The 15,867-nt window shown below is 42.8% G+C and carries 17 protein-coding genes and 1 pseudogene; 5 read left to right on the forward strand and 13 right to left on the reverse strand.

The window, feature by feature from the left end; all coding sequences use genetic code 11:
* The first annotated feature begins 317 nt into the window (after positions 1-317).
* Positions 318-1,316, forward strand: a complete 999-nt coding sequence (gene yumC, locus MHB66_RS15045; protein ID WP_034282604.1) for a ferredoxin--NADP reductase 2 — start codon at positions 318-320, stop codon at positions 1,314-1,316.
* 46 nt (positions 1,317-1,362) lie between these two features.
* Here yumC and MHB66_RS15050 read toward each other — a convergent pair whose 3' ends face one another.
* Positions 1,363-1,569 carry a hypothetical protein gene (locus MHB66_RS15050; protein WP_024425965.1) on the reverse strand — a complete coding sequence of 69 codons (207 nt, stop codon included), beginning with the start codon at positions 1,567-1,569 and terminating at the stop codon, positions 1,363-1,365.
* A 191-nt stretch (positions 1,570-1,760) separates the two neighbouring features.
* Here MHB66_RS15050 and MHB66_RS15055 point away from each other — a divergent pair, with 191 nt between their 5' ends.
* Positions 1,761-2,177, forward strand: a complete 417-nt coding sequence (locus tag MHB66_RS15055) for a hypothetical protein (RefSeq protein WP_046313321.1) — start codon at positions 1,761-1,763, stop codon at positions 2,175-2,177.
* Between the two features lie 121 nt (positions 2,178-2,298).
* On the opposite strand, the gene MHB66_RS15060 is transcribed toward MHB66_RS15055, so the two are convergent.
* The 3 genes from MHB66_RS15060 to MHB66_RS15070 all read right to left on the reverse strand — a co-directional run bounded on the left by MHB66_RS15060 (position 2,299) and on the right by MHB66_RS15070 (position 4,096).
* Positions 2,299-2,661: an iron-sulfur cluster assembly accessory protein gene (locus tag MHB66_RS15060; RefSeq protein ID WP_024423354.1), complete on the reverse strand. Its 363-nt coding sequence runs from the start codon at positions 2,659-2,661 to the stop codon at positions 2,299-2,301.
* Between the two features lie 73 nt (positions 2,662-2,734).
* Positions 2,735-3,589 carry a diaminopimelate epimerase gene (dapF, locus tag MHB66_RS15065; protein ID WP_046313318.1) on the reverse strand — a complete coding sequence of 285 codons (855 nt, stop codon included), beginning with the start codon at positions 3,587-3,589 and terminating at the stop codon, positions 2,735-2,737.
* Between the two features lie 270 nt (positions 3,590-3,859).
* Positions 3,860-4,096 (reverse strand): YuzB family protein, encoded by a 237-nt coding sequence (locus MHB66_RS15070; protein ID WP_008346813.1) that lies wholly within the window; start codon positions 4,094-4,096, stop codon positions 3,860-3,862.
* A gap of 255 nt (positions 4,097-4,351) precedes the next feature.
* On the opposite strand from MHB66_RS15070, the gene MHB66_RS15075 reads away from it, so the two are divergent.
* Positions 4,352-5,419, forward strand: a complete 1,068-nt coding sequence (locus tag MHB66_RS15075) for an NAD(P)/FAD-dependent oxidoreductase (protein WP_034282611.1) — start codon at positions 4,352-4,354, stop codon at positions 5,417-5,419.
* 50 nt (positions 5,420-5,469) lie between these two features.
* On the opposite strand, the gene MHB66_RS15080 is transcribed toward MHB66_RS15075, so the two are convergent.
* Complete coding sequence (locus MHB66_RS15080) at positions 5,470-5,700, reverse strand: hypothetical protein (RefSeq protein WP_046313316.1); 231 nt, start codon at positions 5,698-5,700, stop codon at positions 5,470-5,472.
* Between the two features lie 100 nt (positions 5,701-5,800).
* The gene (locus MHB66_RS15085) at positions 5,801-6,130 is read right to left on the reverse strand and encodes a YuzD family protein (RefSeq protein ID WP_034282615.1); all 330 of its coding nucleotides are present in this window, start codon (positions 6,128-6,130) and stop codon (positions 5,801-5,803) included.
* Positions 6,131-6,251: 121 nt separating this feature from the next.
* Between MHB66_RS15085 and MHB66_RS15090 the strand changes: the two are divergent.
* Positions 6,252-6,551 (forward strand): annotated as a pseudogene (locus MHB66_RS15090) (NifU family protein).
* Positions 6,552-6,763: 212 nt separating this feature from the next.
* On the opposite strand, the gene MHB66_RS15095 reads toward MHB66_RS15090, so the two are convergent.
* From MHB66_RS15095 to yutH, 6 genes are all read right to left on the reverse strand, one after another.
* On the reverse strand, positions 6,764-8,734 hold the full coding sequence (locus MHB66_RS15095) for a S9 family peptidase (RefSeq protein ID WP_046313315.1): 1,971 nt from the start codon (positions 8,732-8,734) through the stop codon (positions 6,764-6,766).
* A gap of 103 nt (positions 8,735-8,837) precedes the next feature.
* Positions 8,838-9,770, reverse strand: a complete 933-nt coding sequence (gene thrB / locus MHB66_RS15100) for a homoserine kinase (protein ID WP_039181185.1) — start codon at positions 9,768-9,770, stop codon at positions 8,838-8,840.
* Positions 9,767-10,828, reverse strand: coding sequence for a threonine synthase (gene thrC / locus MHB66_RS15105; RefSeq protein ID WP_034282619.1), 1,062 nt, complete (start codon positions 10,826-10,828; stop codon positions 9,767-9,769). Before thrC ends, thrB begins: the two co-directional genes overlap by 4 nt.
* Positions 10,825-12,129 (reverse strand): homoserine dehydrogenase, encoded by a 1,305-nt coding sequence (locus MHB66_RS15110; RefSeq protein ID WP_041115785.1) that lies wholly within the window; start codon positions 12,127-12,129, stop codon positions 10,825-10,827. The genes thrC and MHB66_RS15110 overlap by 4 nt, the downstream gene beginning before the upstream one ends.
* Positions 12,130-12,352: 223 nt before the next feature.
* Complete coding sequence (locus MHB66_RS15115; protein ID WP_046313313.1) at positions 12,353-13,321, reverse strand: D-glycerate dehydrogenase; 969 nt, start codon at positions 13,319-13,321, stop codon at positions 12,353-12,355.
* Between the two features lie 74 nt (positions 13,322-13,395).
* Positions 13,396-14,418, reverse strand: a complete 1,023-nt coding sequence (yutH, locus tag MHB66_RS15120) for a spore coat putative kinase YutH (RefSeq protein ID WP_046313312.1) — start codon at positions 14,416-14,418, stop codon at positions 13,396-13,398.
* Between the two features lie 132 nt (positions 14,419-14,550).
* On the opposite strand from yutH, the gene MHB66_RS15125 reads away from it, so the two are divergent.
* Positions 14,551-15,051, forward strand: coding sequence for a phosphatidylglycerophosphatase A (locus MHB66_RS15125; protein WP_025094161.1), 501 nt, complete (start codon positions 14,551-14,553; stop codon positions 15,049-15,051).
* Between the two features lie 38 nt (positions 15,052-15,089).
* Here the strand turns inward: MHB66_RS15125 and MHB66_RS15130 are convergent, their stop codons facing one another.
* Complete coding sequence (locus MHB66_RS15130; RefSeq protein WP_087978090.1) at positions 15,090-15,863, reverse strand: TIGR01457 family HAD-type hydrolase; 774 nt, start codon at positions 15,861-15,863, stop codon at positions 15,090-15,092.
* Positions 15,864-15,867: the final 4 nt, after the last annotated feature.

Genomic DNA, 15,867 nt, shown 5'->3' on the forward strand with positions numbered 1-15,867 from the left:
ATTTTATGAAATTTAAACAAAAAAATAAGTATGTGAAAATCTGAACTTTCACCTACATAAAACGAAAGCATTTGACCGTATCCGACAAAAATTCATAAAAAATTAATATTTAGTTCCCTTAACAATAATAGCGAGTTCTGCTCCAATTTTCAAGGCTTTAAACTGAAAATCCTTATGATAAACGGTCTTTCTCACTTTTTCCTCCTTTTCAAAGCTTCAGCATCAAAAAACGACAAGTTTTTCAAAACAAGTCAAACGACGATATGTGGTATGATATGATATAGTGATAACAATTTTCATTTGGGAGGATTAAAGGAATGCAAGAAGATTCTAAGGTATATGACATTACCGTTATCGGGGGCGGCCCAGTTGGATTGTTTACTGCGTTTTACGGAGGCATGAGACAGGCAAGTGTGAAAATCATTGAAAGCCTTCCTCAGCTCGGCGGTCAACTATCCGCTCTTTACCCTGAAAAATATATTTATGATGTGGCTGGATTCCCAAAAATCCGCGCACAAGAATTAGTTGATAACTTAAAGGAACAAATGGATAAATTTGATCAAACCATTTGCTTAGAGCAGGCAGTTGAAACGGTTGAAAAACAGGCAGATGGGATCTTTAAACTTGTGACAAATCAAGAGATTCATTATTCTAAAACAATCATCATCACAGCTGGTAACGGTGCATTCCAACCGAGAAAGCTTGAACTAGATGCAGCAGAATCATTTGAAGGAAGCAACCTGCATTACTTCATTAATGACTTGAACCAATTTGCCGGCAGACGTGTTGCCGTTCTTGGGGGCGGAGACTCTGCGGTGGACTGGGCACTTATGCTTGAACCAATCGCAAAAGAAGTATCCATTATTCACCGCCGCGATAAATTCCGCGCGCATGAGCACAGTGTAGAAAACCTGCACAACTCGAAAGTCAATGTACTGACACCATTTGTACCAACTGAGCTCATTGGTGAAGACCGCATTGAACAAATCGTGCTCGAAGAAGTCAAAGGCGACAAAAAACAAGTGCTTGATGTGGACGACGTGATCGTCAACTTCGGTTTTGTTTCCTCCCTTGGACCAATCAAACAATGGGGCCTTGAAATCGAAAAGAACTCCATCGTGGTGAAATCTACAATGGAAACAAACATTGAAGGCTTCTATGCGGCAGGAGACATCTGTACGTATGAAGGAAAAGTCAAATTGATTGCAAGCGGATTTGGTGAAGCACCAACTGCTGTCAACAATGCGAAAGCTTACATGGACCCGAAAGCCCGTGTACAGCCTCTCCATTCCACAAGCTTATTTGAAAACAAATAAGAGCGGATCAAAAAAGGAGTTCCCACTCGCGGAACTCCTTTTTCGTTTATTTAAAAATCCCAATATAGGCATTTGCCATCCCAAGTACCATTGCAGCAAGCAGCACCACAACAATCCCTGCCACAACCAAAATCACCCGATCCTTCACACGTTCCTTTTTCGGAAGCGGCTTCTCAATCCCGCAAGATGGACACGTTTTGGAACGATAAGGAATCAGCTCATGACAGTTCCTGCAATTGATTTGTTCACTCAAACCTCAGCAACCTCTTTTCTGACTACAGTTTATGTTTGGTTCTCATGATACCCTTTTCGAGTGGAAATAGCCAGTTGTTCGGGCAAGCTGTAACAAAATTGAGCGATTTGCGATGTATGGAAATTAATGAAGGTATCATCTGTTCTACCGATATAAAGAAAGTAAAATAGATCATGAAGGTTAGGTGAAAGATGTTGAGGCGTTTCATAATTAGTGTTTGCTTGTTACTCATTATTGGCGGCTCAGTTGAACTGTTTGCAAAAGACTTTAACAAACGTGATGCTGAGTTCGCAGCAGGGTTGAATATTGATATTAATCAATTAGAACCTTTTTTAAGACATGTCTCCTCTTTGATTTTGGATTCTGGTTTGAATGATCAAGACATCAAACAGATACAGTCTGAAATAAAGAAAATGCAAAAGGACAATGAAACGAAAGAAATCGGTACGTTTGAAGTCATGTATCGCGGAGAACCAGCAAAGATTCGAGTTGAGGTTGAAGTACATGTGGAAGATGTCAATAAAGAAGTCTTGATCTATTTGTTTAGTACACATGAGTTGATCTATGTCCTCGACAAAGAACTGTTAAAAATCGAAGAAGAAATATGAGAAAAAGATGCTGAGTGAGTGTCTTTTATCTTTGCTCTCAGTTCGATTAAAAAAGCCTCCTTGATCGTGTTGTTTACAAAACAAACGAACAAGCAGGCTTATCTTTATCCATGATCAGTTGTTAACACTCTTCCGGCGTACCGGTATTCGTCGCTGTTCTGAAAGAAGAACCGCACCCGCATGACGCGATGGCGTTCGGATTGTCAATCGTGAAACCGCCGCCCATGAGTGATTGTTTGAAATCAATGATGGTTCCGTTCATGATATCAAGGCTTTCGGAATCGACAAGGACATTGATGCCGTGCTGTTCGAACTGCGTGTCTTTCTCTGAGACTTCATGGTCAAAGCCCATGCCGTATGAGAGACCGCTGCAGCCGCCGCCTTTTACGCCCACTCGAAGGAACGCATTTTCTTCTTCATGTTCTTTCATCATATCTTTAATCTGCAGTGCAGCAGCTTCTGTAATGGTTACTGGTGTACTCATGATCATCCCTCCTTTTGACTGGATGTTTCTTTTCAATTATAAACGTGATGATGCCTTTTCTCAAATAAATGGTTTAGAGATAAAATGTGCCGTCACAAATCGTTTCAGCAGGTCCTGTCATGAGCACGTGGTCATTGTCTTTCCAGCGAATGATGAGGTCTCCGCCTGCTAAATGAACGGTCATGTCTGTTTCTTTTTTCGCCTGACCATTCACAATTGTGGATACAGCCGCAGCACAGGCCCCTGTTCCGCAGGCCTGTGTAATCCCTGAACCTCTTTCCCACACACGAAAATGCAGTTCTGTTTCACTGACAACTTCAACAAATTCTACATTGACGCCTTCTGGGAACATGTCGTGTTTTTCGATGATTGGTCCAAGTGTATGAAGCGGTGCTTTTTCAATGTCCTCTAAATAAAAAACGATGTGCGGGTTTCCCATTGAAACGGCCGTTCCATTTAAAACTGCCTTGCCAAAATCAAGTGCCTCATTAATCGTTGTGCTGGCCGGTTCACCAAGCATTGGCATCGCTTCTTTTTCAAAACGTGGTTTTCCCATATCTACTGTGACTAGCTGAACGTGACCATCCTGAGCGTGAACGGTCGCTTCAACGAGTCCTGACAATGTCTCAATCTGGAACGTTGTGTCCGTCACAATTTGATGCTCATACACATACTTTGCAACGCAGCGCAGCCCATTACCGCAGTTTTTACCCTCTGATCCATCATTGTTGAAAATGCGCATCTTCACAGGTGCAACATCTGATGGGCAAATCAGGATCATCCCGTCAGAACCGATTCCTGTATAAACAGAAGAAACGCGAATCGCTATCTCTGATAGCTGCTCTTCTGGAAGCTGTTCCTTCATCTGATTGACGTAAATATAATTATTTCCTAATCCGTGCATTTTCGTGAATTGAAATGATGTCATGAGCTTCCTCCAAAAATGTTGTTTCTTTATAGTATAAAAGGAGTCGATTCAGGAGACAATCTTATCATCCCCCGTTTTTCATACATAGAAGCTCTTTGCTGCCATGGCAAAGGGCTTTTATTATGCATATGCCTCTTTTTCTCTCGTGTGATGCTTCATATTGATGATATTTTATTAGCATAACATATTGGATGCGCTTTCTATTAATTCTCCTTAAAAATGGAAGATGAAAATGTGAAAAAAATGCACCTCATGACCCATGTGGTGCATTTAAAACATGTCGTTTTCCTCTATAAAAGCATAAATACGCTCGACTAGCTGCTCTGCATTTTCTCCTGAAACAAATTCTCCATTCACAAGTGCAAATGGGGAGTCCATACATTTGCCGCAATAGCTTAAACAGCCGTATTCCATTACGTCTAGGTTTGGGTCTTTTTCAAGCTTCTCTTTTGCTTCTTGAGACCCTTGTGCAAGATTACTTACACAAAATTCGATCAGTGGAAACACTGTGCTTCACCTCACATTGCCTTACCATCCTACCGAAATTCCTTGTATTAGTCAAAATATGAGCTTCATCTGTATCGTTACACCTATTCCTCGTAAAATGTTTTACTATTTAGGACTAACTGATGAATATGTAGGTTATTTTGAAACAATTATTGTGGTTTCACAGTAAATTCGATATAATTTTATTTGGTATTTTAACTTAAAGTTTTTTAGTATAAGTGTTTTTCAATGTCTACGGGGAAAAGGAGAATCGTCATGAAAAATTTAGTCTTGATCGGCGGAGGTTACGGGAATATGCGGGTTCTCCACCGCTTATTGCCAAATCAATTACCTGATGATGTCACTATCACATTAATTGATCGAAATCCTTACCACTGTTTAAAAACAGAATATTATGCACTTGCTGCTGGAACGATCTCTGATCATCACATTCGAGTATCTTTTCCAGAGCATCCGAAGCTGGATATTCAATACGGGGAAGTAGAAAAAATTGATATTGAAAACAAACAGATCTTATTCAGCGACCGTGAACCGATTCCGTATGATGATACGGTGATTGGACTCGGCTGTGAGGACAAGTATCATAATGTCCCTGGTGCGAAAGAACATACATACAGCATTCAAACCATTGATCAGTCAAGACATGCGTATAACAAATTAAACAATTTGAGCGCAGGTGCAACGGTTGGCATCGTCGGTGCTGGACTTAGCGGGGTAGAGCTGGCCAGTGAACTAAGAGAAAGCCGTGCTGATTTAAACATTATTCTTTTCGACCGCGGAGAGCTGATTCTATCGAGCTTTCCAAAAAGATTAAGTTTGTATGTGCAAAAGTGGTTTGAAGAAAATGACGTGAAGATCATTAACTGTGCCAATATTACAAAGGTTGAAGAAGGTGTCGTTTACAACCATGATGACGCGATTGAAGCAGATGTCATCGTGTGGACAGCAGGAATACAGCCAAGCAAAGTGGTACGTGAGATGGATGTTGAAAAAGACGCACAAGGCCGCGTCGTATTAACTCCTCATCACAACCTCCCAGGGGATGAGCATGTATATGTTGTAGGTGACTGCGCAAGTCTGCCGCATGCCCCAAGTGCACAGCTTGCTGAGGCGCAGGCAGAACAAATTGTCCAATCGCTGCAAAAACGCTGGAAAAATGAGCCGCTTCCTGAGGCTTATCCACAGTTTAAGCTAAAAGGTGTTTTAGGTTCTTTAGGGAAAAAAGCCGGCTTTGGCTTAGTGGCTGATCGTCCACTTGTTGGGCGGGTGCCAAGACTCCTGAAATCTGGACTCCTTTGGATGTACAAACATCACAACGGCTAAAATTATGTGAATTTTTTCTCAAAGCTCCTTCATGATGAGGGAGCTTTTTTCTATGAAACGGCATGTGCCGATGAGTGGGTCCATTTGATCGGAGCAAGGGCAAGGATGCAGTCTTTACGAAAGGTTCTCATCGTCTTTTTCGATAAACAATATGCTTGGATGAGCTGATCCGTTTGACGGTGGACAATGATTTTTCTCTTTGTGCACTCTCCATTTTTCTTCATATAAATCATCTCAATCGGTATTTGCTGATGAAGAGATTGTTTCAGTAAATAATTCATGATGCTCACGCTCCTTTCATTTCATTATAAACGAACAAACGTTCTTTTTCAACACAAAATGGAACGTTTGTTCTATTTTCTTCCTCAAAAAAAGAACAGCTTATTCACTGCTCTCCTTGTACCCGTATTTCTCCATTTCTTGATAAATGTCTTTTAATTTTGGATTGCCCTCTCCAACGATTTGATCCTCTACTAAGACAAGCGGATAAAAGAATTCATCATCAAGAATTCGTTCAGACAATTCCTTTTGTTGTTCATTTTCTGGCGGGTGCTCAATATCAATATATGTGATGCGAAATGGCTGATTCGGATATTTTCGTTTTAATGCTGCATCTAACCATTCAAACGTATCTTTTGAAGAAGGCAGATTCACGCAGCTGGCGCACAGTACATCTCTTCCATAAACATAAAGATCGACGGTTTTGTTCATTTGACAAGCCCCCTATTCTTACTTCATTTTAGCTGAATTTTCTGGATGAAAAAAGCAAAAATCACTTTTTGTTTCAAGATGAGATTGTGCTATAATGAAAAGGAAACTTTGAAACCAATCAATAGATTTTTATCGTCCAGATGAATATAATGGTGATATGTTGTGAAAGGAGCGATTATATCTAATGACTGAAGTCGAAATGAAAGACCAAGTACAGGAAGTACTGGACAAACTTCGTCCATTTCTATTACGTGATGGTGGAGACTGTGAGCTTGTAGACATTGAAGATGGCATTGTGAAATTACGTCTTCTTGGTGCATGCGGCAGCTGCCCAAGTTCAACCATTACATTGAAAGCCGGTATTGAGCGCGCATTATTAGAAGAAGTGCCTGGCGTTGTAGAAGTTGAACAGGTTTTCTAATTCATATATGACATGAAAACGACCCAATCAGGGTCGTTTTTTTCATGATTGACAAAGGCTTTAGCCCTTTGTCTTCTTTTCAGCGTGATATGAAAACCCTTGAAGTCTAGGAAGGACGAGTACTGGCGCGGAGCGAATTTTCTATTCGTGAGCACCAGCACGCAGGACTGACACCGAATGCGAGGGTTTGTCAGCACGCTGAAGGGTCGTTATTAGGCTAGCTTTTCTCTAAACCATTCCTTTATAAAAGTCAGTCTTTGAATACGCTGCCCCGGGTGGCCGCTTCTGGATAAATCATGAGATGCCTTCGGGAATTTGACCAATCTTGTGTCTTTCCCAAGCTCCTTCAAGGCCACAAAAAGCTGCTCTGCTTGATCAACTGGACAGCGATAATCTTCATCACTGTGCAAGATGAGCAGCGGCGTGTTCATCTGCTTCACATATTTTAGCGGCGAACGATCCCATAGCTTATCGACAGAATCATAAATATCCCCATCAATCTGCCACCTTGTAAAGAAATAACCAATATCACTGATGCCGTAAAAGCTAATCCAGTTTGAAATGGAGCGCTGTGTGACCGCTGCCCGAAAGCGGTCAGTTTGCCCAACAATCCAATTGGTCATAAAACCGCCATAGCTGCCGCCTGTCACGCCAAGCCTTGTTTCATCAAGGAAATCATAGGCTTTGAGCACATGATCAACAGCCTGCATGACATCGTCATAATCAACGTCACCATAGCTTCCTCTCACGCGATCGGTAAACATCTGTCCATACCCATGACTGCCGTGCGGATTGATATACACGATGGCATAGCCTTCAGAAGCGAGCATTTGAAATTCATGAAAATACGTATGACCATACATCGCATGCGGACCGCCATAAACCTCTAGAATGAGCGGATATTTCTTTCCCTCTTCCATCTGGGAAGGCTTCATAAACCAGCCATGCACCTCGTCTCCATCTTTTGACTGAAAAGAAAATGATTCAGGTTCCGATACGATATGCTTCTTTAGAAAATCATGATGCTCGAATGTGATTTGCTTTAGTTCTGTCTCCCCTAATGTCATCTCATACAGCTCACTTGGTGAGACAGGTGAAAGCCGGCTGAGCAGCAGTTTGGATTCATTTGGATGAAGGCTGAAATTGGTGATATGTTCCGCCTCTAGTCGAACAGGATAGGCTAAACCTTCAATAGAGAAATAATAAATCCCTGTACTGCCTTGATCAGAAACAAGCGCATAAAACCCTTGGCTGTCCTTTGTCCACTGCGGAAACTGATAGACCTCTCCCATCACGCTATCTCCTGCCATACAGTTCCCAACATACATATCGAGCATTTCTGACAGTTGAACCGTCTTTTCTTCCTTCAGATCATACAACCATAGTGATGGGAAGGTGGCATTTTGAAATTCGCGCTCATGTCCAATATACAAAAGACTCTCTCCATTTGGAGAAAAAGATACGGTGGAATAAGCGCCATTTGCTTGTGTGATCTTTTTTGTCTGACCATCTTCTAATGACAGAAGACACACGTCACTTATGTAAGGTATCTGTGGATTTAATTGAATAAAGGCAAGCCATTTGCCGCAAGGAGAAATCGTATGATTCATATGATGAACCTGCTCGCTCGTGACAGGCTCTATCTCTCCTGAATCGATATCCACCTTCACGATCTGCGTGACACGCCCATCTAAAAAGCCTCTTCCATCTGCTTTATAGGTCAAATCATCATATACCGCTGGAGCAAAGTCATCTTGCTCTTCCTTTTTTTCATCATGAACAGATTCTGATTGTTTCAATGACACAGCCGCATAAAGAAAAGCACCATCTGGAGAAAAGACAGGATGAGATACTCCGTAAGGAATCGTCGTTAAAGTTCGCACGCCGCCTCCTTCGCTCTTCATGAGCGCCAGCTGAGGAACTTCCTTTGGCTTTTGTAAAATAAAAGCAAGCTGCCTGCCGTCTTTTGACCAAACTGGCTGATGATGCTTTCCATCCTCAAATGTCCATTGTGCCAGCTCCTCTGTCTCTTCATCTCGAACCCATAAGTGGATGTTGTAATCGTCTTTTTTCTCATTCACAGTGACTTTTGTAAAGACTGCCTTTTTTCCATCTGGTGAATAAACCGGATGGGAAACAGAAACAATCTTCGTTAAATCTTCTGCCGTCATCAATTTCTTCATGAATGTATCTCCCCCTTTTATGCTTAAAAAATAGTTCGATCCTCTAAATAATAATCCCTGCTTCTTCATATAAAAACAAGCATAAAAAAAAGAACGTGCAGATTCACAGCACGTTCTTTACTTGATTAACAGGATAATGCTGCACGACAACACCTTCTACTGGAACCGTCAGCAAATCGACTTCGCAATGCGGGAAGTTTTGGGCAAGCTGCTCTTTCAGCGCTTCTCCCTTCCCTTTTTCCACTAAGGTGAGGATCGTCGGACCAGCACCGCTCAAAGCCGTACCATACGCTCCTTTTAGAGAAGCGACATGCTCTACCTTCGACAGCTCTGGAACGAGCATTGTGCGGTAAGGCTGATGAAATAAATCCTTATTCATCATTTCTCCAACAAGCGGCCAGTTTTGCGTCATTAAGGCGGCCACAAGGACGTTGCTCACAGCACTCGCACTGACGGCATGCTTATAGGAGAAATCCTCTGGCAGGACATCGCGGGCATCCTTTGTCAGCACTTCATAAAAAGGAATCACCACGACGACATCTACATCCACATGCTGCACTTTCACGGCATGTGTTTTGTCTTCTTCATGGAGTCCAATTAGTAAACCACCAAATAAAGAAGCACCCGCATTATCTGGATGACCTTCTACCTCACTTGCATAAAAGAGCTTCTGATCATCTGTCATATTTAATTCAAGAAGCTGATTGGCGAGTTCAATGGCGGCCACGATGGCAGCAGCACTGCTGCCAAGCCCCCGTGCCAATGGAATGTCACTCCACACTTTGACATGAACAGGCGGGAGTGTTTTTCCAAAGTCATCTGCGACCTTTTTGGCTGTTTGATAAATCAGGTTGTCGGTGCCTGATGGAATCCCAGACACGACATCTGTTTCTGCTTCAAACAGCCAGCTATCATGGTCATAGACCGATAGCTTTAAATAGCGGCTGAGCGCCATTCCAACTGAATCAAAGCCTGGTCCTAAATTGGCAGTGCTTCCCGGTACTGTGATTGAAAAAAGCATGGAGGCTTCACTCATACGCGTGCGGCCTTTTCTAGGTGTTCAAGAATTTGATCTTCATCTGCATCGAGTGTGACCGGCTTGATTTGTGAAATATCGATAGCCGTATTTGGATCTTTCAGTCCGTTGCCTGTTAGTACCGCAACAACTTTACTGCCTGGCTTGATTTCTCCAGATTTCACCTGCTTTAGAACGCCCGCAATCGACGCACATGAGCCCGGCTCTGCAAACACACCTTCTTCACGTGCAATCAATTGATATGCATGAAGAATTTCTTCATCAGTCACTTCATCAATCTTTCCGTTTGATTCATCTGCGGCTGCCACAGCTTGTTTCCAGCTCGCTGGATTTCCGATACGGATAGCCGTTGCCACTGTTTCTGGCTGCTCAATCACTTCATTTCGAACGATTGCCGCTGCACCTTCTGCTTCAAAACCGCGCATGACAGGCAGTCCTGTTCCCTTTTTCTCATGATATTCCTTGAAGCCTTTCCAGTAGGCCGTGATGTTCCCGGCATTTCCAACAGGAATCGCCAGTACGTCTGGGGCAGAGCCTAGCTGCTCACAGATTTCAAATGCCGCTGTCTTTTGTCCTTCAATTCTATAAGGGTTGACCGAGTTCACAAGGGCAATCGGCGCTTTTTCACAGATGCTGCGGACGATTTTCAGTGCATCATCAAAGTTGCCGTCAATGGCAATGATTTCTGCTCCGTACATGACGGCCTGTGCAAGCTTACCGAAGGCAATTTTCCCGTCTGGAATGATGACAATACATTTCATATCAGCACGGGCTGCATAAGCCGCTGCTGCTGCAGAGGTATTCCCTGTTGAGGCGCACATGATCGTATCATTGCCTTCTTCTTTCGCCTTTGCAACGGCCATGACCATTCCTCGATCCTTGAAAGAGCCTGTTGGATTGACGCCTTCTGTTTTCACATGAAGCTCAATCCCCAGCTTTTCTGAAAGCTTGGCGAGGTGGACCAGCGGTGTATTCCCTTCATTTAATGTTAGTTTAGGTGTAGATTCGTTTACTGGTAAGAATTCTTGAAATTCTTCAATGAGTCCATTCCATTTCATCGGCTTAAACCGTTCCCTTCTACTCGGTACGTGCTCTTCACTTGAACCACCACGTCGAGGTCGTTTAATTTTTGCAGGATATTTGAGAAATCTTCTTCTGAGGTCTGATGTGTAATAATCACAATTTCAGCCAGCTCATCATGTCCTTTCACAGGAAGCTGAAGGATCTTTTCAAAGCTGATGCCTCTTTCAGAAAAAATAGATGTAATGCGGGAGAATGCCCCGACTTGATCTCTAACATGAATTCTTAAAAATTGCTGAGCAAATATTTCTGATGAGGATTTGATCTTCTTCTCAAACTGCGGTGCGATAAATCCGCTTCCGTTCACGCCAAGGCGCATGTTTTTCATTACTGCGACTAAGTCTGATACAACAGCTGTTGCCGTTGGCAGACTTCCTGCTCCAGGTCCGTAAAACATCGTTTCTCCTACAGCACTTCCGTAGACATACACCGCATTGAATTCATTGTTGACAGATGATAATGGATGATGATCAGGAAGTAAGGTTGGCTGAACGCTGACCTCTACTTTCTCTCCGTCCCGCTGAGCAATTCCGATCAGCTTCATTGTATAGCCAAACCGCTTACTGAAATTAATATCCTCATCAGAGATATCAGAAATACCTTTCACCTTGACATCCTCTAAATCTACATTCATGGAAAAGCCGAGCCTTGCAAGAATCGCCATTTTCCTTGCTGCATCCAGTCCTTCTACATCAGCTGTCGGATCTGCTTCTGCAAAGCCTAGATCCTGTGCTTCTTTTAAGACATCCTCATATGCGCTTTTATCGACATTCATTTTCGTTAAAATAAAATTCGTTGTACCGTTCACAATCCCCATCATCTTCGTGATTCGGTCAGAGGCCAGCCCTTCCTCCAGCGTACGCAGAATCGGAATTCCTCCGGCGACACTTGCTTCATAATAAAGATCACAGCCATTTTCTTTCGCTACATGTAAAAGCTCCGTACCGTAAAGCGCCATTAAATCTTTATTGGCTGTAATGACATGCTTCTTCTCATTCAACGCATCTATTAAATATTGTTTTGTCTCTTCAATGCCGCCCATCACTTCAATGATGACGTCGACCTCTGGATCTCTAATCACATCGTATACTTCAGTTGTGAAGACCTCTCTTGCGACATCCACATCTCTTTTTTTATCGGGATTGCTCACAAGCACTTTTTGTATTAATACCGGACAGCCGATTTGGTGCATTAATTTATCCTGATGGTCTTGGATAATTTTTACGACACCGCTTCCCACTGTTCCTAATCCTAATAGCCCAACTCGAATTGCCTTCACCTGAAATTCCACCTTTCTACGTAAATGTCCTCTCTAAAAAGACATTTGTTAACCTTACACAGACATTCAATGTACACACATTATAAAGGGGTATCCTCATTTTGACAAGGTAATAAAATAAGAGATTGTCAGAATGAAACCGCTTAACAGCTATTTATATCAAGATTCTATATTTTCAAAATATTTTTGTTAGAAAAGCTCCCGAACACCGGGAAGCCTTCTATTATGAACGAACCGGCGTTTTGGCTGGCTCGTCTTGTAAGACAAGCGCAATATTTTCAGCACATAAACGCATCATCGTTTTTCTCGTTTCGACACTAGCACTTCCAATATGAGGGAGGACTGTGACGTTACGTAATGTCGTTAACGGATGAGACGGACTGACAGGTTCCTGTCTAAATACATCCAGACCAGCGCCGGCAATTTTTCCTTTCGTGACAGCCTCGTATAAAGCATCCTCATCCACAGTCTGTCCTCTTGATACGTTAATGAAATAAGCAGAGTTCTTCATCAGATCAAATGCTTTTTCATTAAACATGTCTTTCGTTTCCGGGGTTAACGGCGTCAGACAGACGATGAAATCAGACTGCTTGAGCAGTTCCTCAAAAGCCGCATAGGTCACGCCAAGCTGCGCTTCTGCTTCGGGTTTTCTGGAACGATTATGATAAAGGACATTCATATTAAAGCCTTTGGCCCGCTCGGCAAGTGCTGTTCCAATGCTGCCCATTCCGACAATCCCGAGTGTTTTGTGATGAACATCAGCACCGGCAAGAAGAAGCGGCCCCCAGCCTGTCCAGTTTCCATCCTTAATCCAATCACTCGCCTCGACAATGCGTCTAGCTGACGCCATCAGAAGAGCAAAGGCTAAATCCGCCGTCGATTCTGTTAAGACGTCTGGTGTATGACATACGGTGATTCCGTGCTTTTTGGCTGCTTCAAGATCAATATTGTCATAGCCAACAGCAAGGTTTGCAACCACCTTGATATTCGGAGCCTTTGATAAAAGCGGCTCATCTATTTGATCTGACAGCATGGTGAGAAGCGCATCCGCTTTAGCAGCTTGTGTTTCTAACTCTTCTCTTGGACACGGCTCATCCTCGCTTTGCCACATCTCAACATGAGCGACTTCTTTTAATGGTGTAAGTGATGCTTCATCCAGCTTTCTTGTGATATAGACATAAGGTTTTGGCAAGAAGAACACTCCTTTAATTGATTTCTTTAAGCATAACGAAAAACGCCTCAAGAGAAAAGAGACGTTTCGTCTGTTCACTGAAACTTCAAATCAGCTGCAGGCTGAATCCAGCCAACAGCCGGAATGGGGCTCCCGCCGCTTCGCATGGCACTCATTTCTTGAAAGACCTTTAGAAAGTATTCATAGCGATTGGCATCATTTAAGACGTAATCTAACCGCTCTTCATAGTATGACTTTTCATTTTCTCCTGACATATAGTAGCCTTCCACAATTTCAAAGTAATGAAGCGGAAACAGCAGGCGGCTGTATAACAAACGCTTTGAAAAGGAGGAAAGAGGTGTCACCTCCTCATATTGCTGAAGAAAGGAAAAGCCTTCTTCAATTAAATCCTCCTTATGCTGTACAAAGGTCTCTCTTAAGTATTCGGCAATATCACGGGTTGGATGATCAAAGACCCAATCCACAGGTAAACGCAGCGGCTGCTCATGCGGCCATGTCATACGTGAAAAGCGCTGATGACAGACAGTGCCTGAGTCACCTTCTTTCGGTTCATCATCAAGCTCAGTATCGACTAAATATTGAATGGCATTCTCCGTTAATCCAAGATAATACGGAAACGATTCAATGAATTTTTGTTCAAACCGTTCCAGCGGTTTTTGATGCATTTGCTGCATCCAAAAGCCTTCGAGCTGATCTAATCGTTTTGCCCATAATTCCTTCCAGGCACCGACACGTTTTGTTTCGGATACTTCATATGGAAAGCCTCTTCCCTTGACATGAAAGGCTGCCAGCTCTGACGCTTGCTGAAAAGAGCGGCTTGAGATCGGTGGCGCCGCTTTTAATAAAGCGTACTGCTCCTTTCCATGAGTAAAGGTGGGATTCTCTTCATTTGTTAATTCAAACACAGCGACGTATGGGTCTCCAGCATTCAGTAAATACTGACTGATATGATACAACTCCGAGAGTTCTTCTTCTCGCAAATGAGACACAGGAACAATGAGGAAGAGAGCCTCCGCCGTTTGAAAGCTCTGATAACTGCCATATGGCGTAAATTGACGAACATCAATACCAAATGTGTGATAAATGGTTTCTTTCATGTTTTCACCTGCGTTCCTATGATCAATCTCTTATCATATCGTAGTCGCAGGTTGAGGGATTTATGAATACTATTTACTATCCGAAGCTTTTTACACGTTGTGGACAAATTACGAGGATTGGGTGAGGAATACATGCCGCATCATCATGAGATGAACGAAGTAGAAAAAACAGCAAGACGCCGTTTACAAGAACGAGGCGTAACCATTCAAGATATAGCAGACCTTGTCTACTTTTTACAGGAAAAATATCATCCTGGCTTAGACATGACAGAGTGCATCCACAATGTGGAGCGTGTCATCGCAAAACGTGAAGTCCAAAATGCGATATTAACGGGCGTTGAACTAGACGTACTCGCCGAACAAAAAAAGCTGACTGAGCCGCTTCAATCAATACTTGAAACGGACGAAAGCTTGTATGGCGTTGATGAAATTTTATCCTTTGCTATCGTCAATATTTATGGTTCAATCGGCTTTACAAATTACGGATATATCGATAAAGAAAAACCAGGTATTCTGGGGAAACTCAACGATAAATCCACAGGCGAATGCCACACCTTTTTAGATGACATTGTTGGCGCTATTGCTGCTGCCGCATCAAGCAGGCTGGCACATAGTGCAAGAAATGCGGAATAAAGAAAAAGAGGACGCGCGCGTAACGCTGTCCTCTTTTTTTATGATAATCGCTCAATCCACTCGGATAATGAATCAATGACATAGGTTGGCTGCTTTTCATACTTCTGAAGCAGCTCTTTTGTTGTCACACCTGTATGGACGAGTAATGTGTCCATTCCTGCATTCATTCCTGCCATAATATCCGTATCATAGTTATCACCCACCATGAGCGTCTCAGATACATCTGTCCCAAGTACACGCATCGCTTGTTCCATAATAATGGATTCCGGCTTTCCGATAAATGTTGGCTGAACCGTTGTCGTCACGGTCAGTACGGATGTTAACGAGCCGTTCCCTGGCAAAAGCCCTCTTTCTGTTGGAATAGCTATATCTCCATTTGTTGAGACAAATTGTGCGCCTTGACGAATGGCAATCGCACCTACTGCTAATTTTTCATATGTAATGCCCCGATCAATTCCAACAACAACGAAATCAGCGTCTTCCTGACCAAACGTCAGCCCCTTTTCTTCAATGGCCTGCTTGATTCCTTCTTCACCGATCACGTAAACTGACGCATCTTTCTTTTGTTCAGCAATATAATTGGCCGTCGCCATACTTGTTGTAAACACTTGTTCTTCTGTTGCTGGGATATCAAATGAAACGAGTTTTTCCGCTACCTGCTTTGGCGTACGTGATGAGTTATTCGTGACAAACAAGTAAGGGATGTTCAACTCATTTAACTTTTGAACAAATTGACCTGCTTCCTCGATCTTTTCTGTTCCTTTATACATGGTCCCGTCTAAATCAATTAAATAGCCTTTGTATTTCATGATGCTC

This window comes from Bacillus sp. FSL L8-0167, assembly GCF_038630295.1.
Lineage (GTDB): Bacteria > Bacillota > Bacilli > Bacillales > Bacillaceae > Bacillus > Bacillus safensis.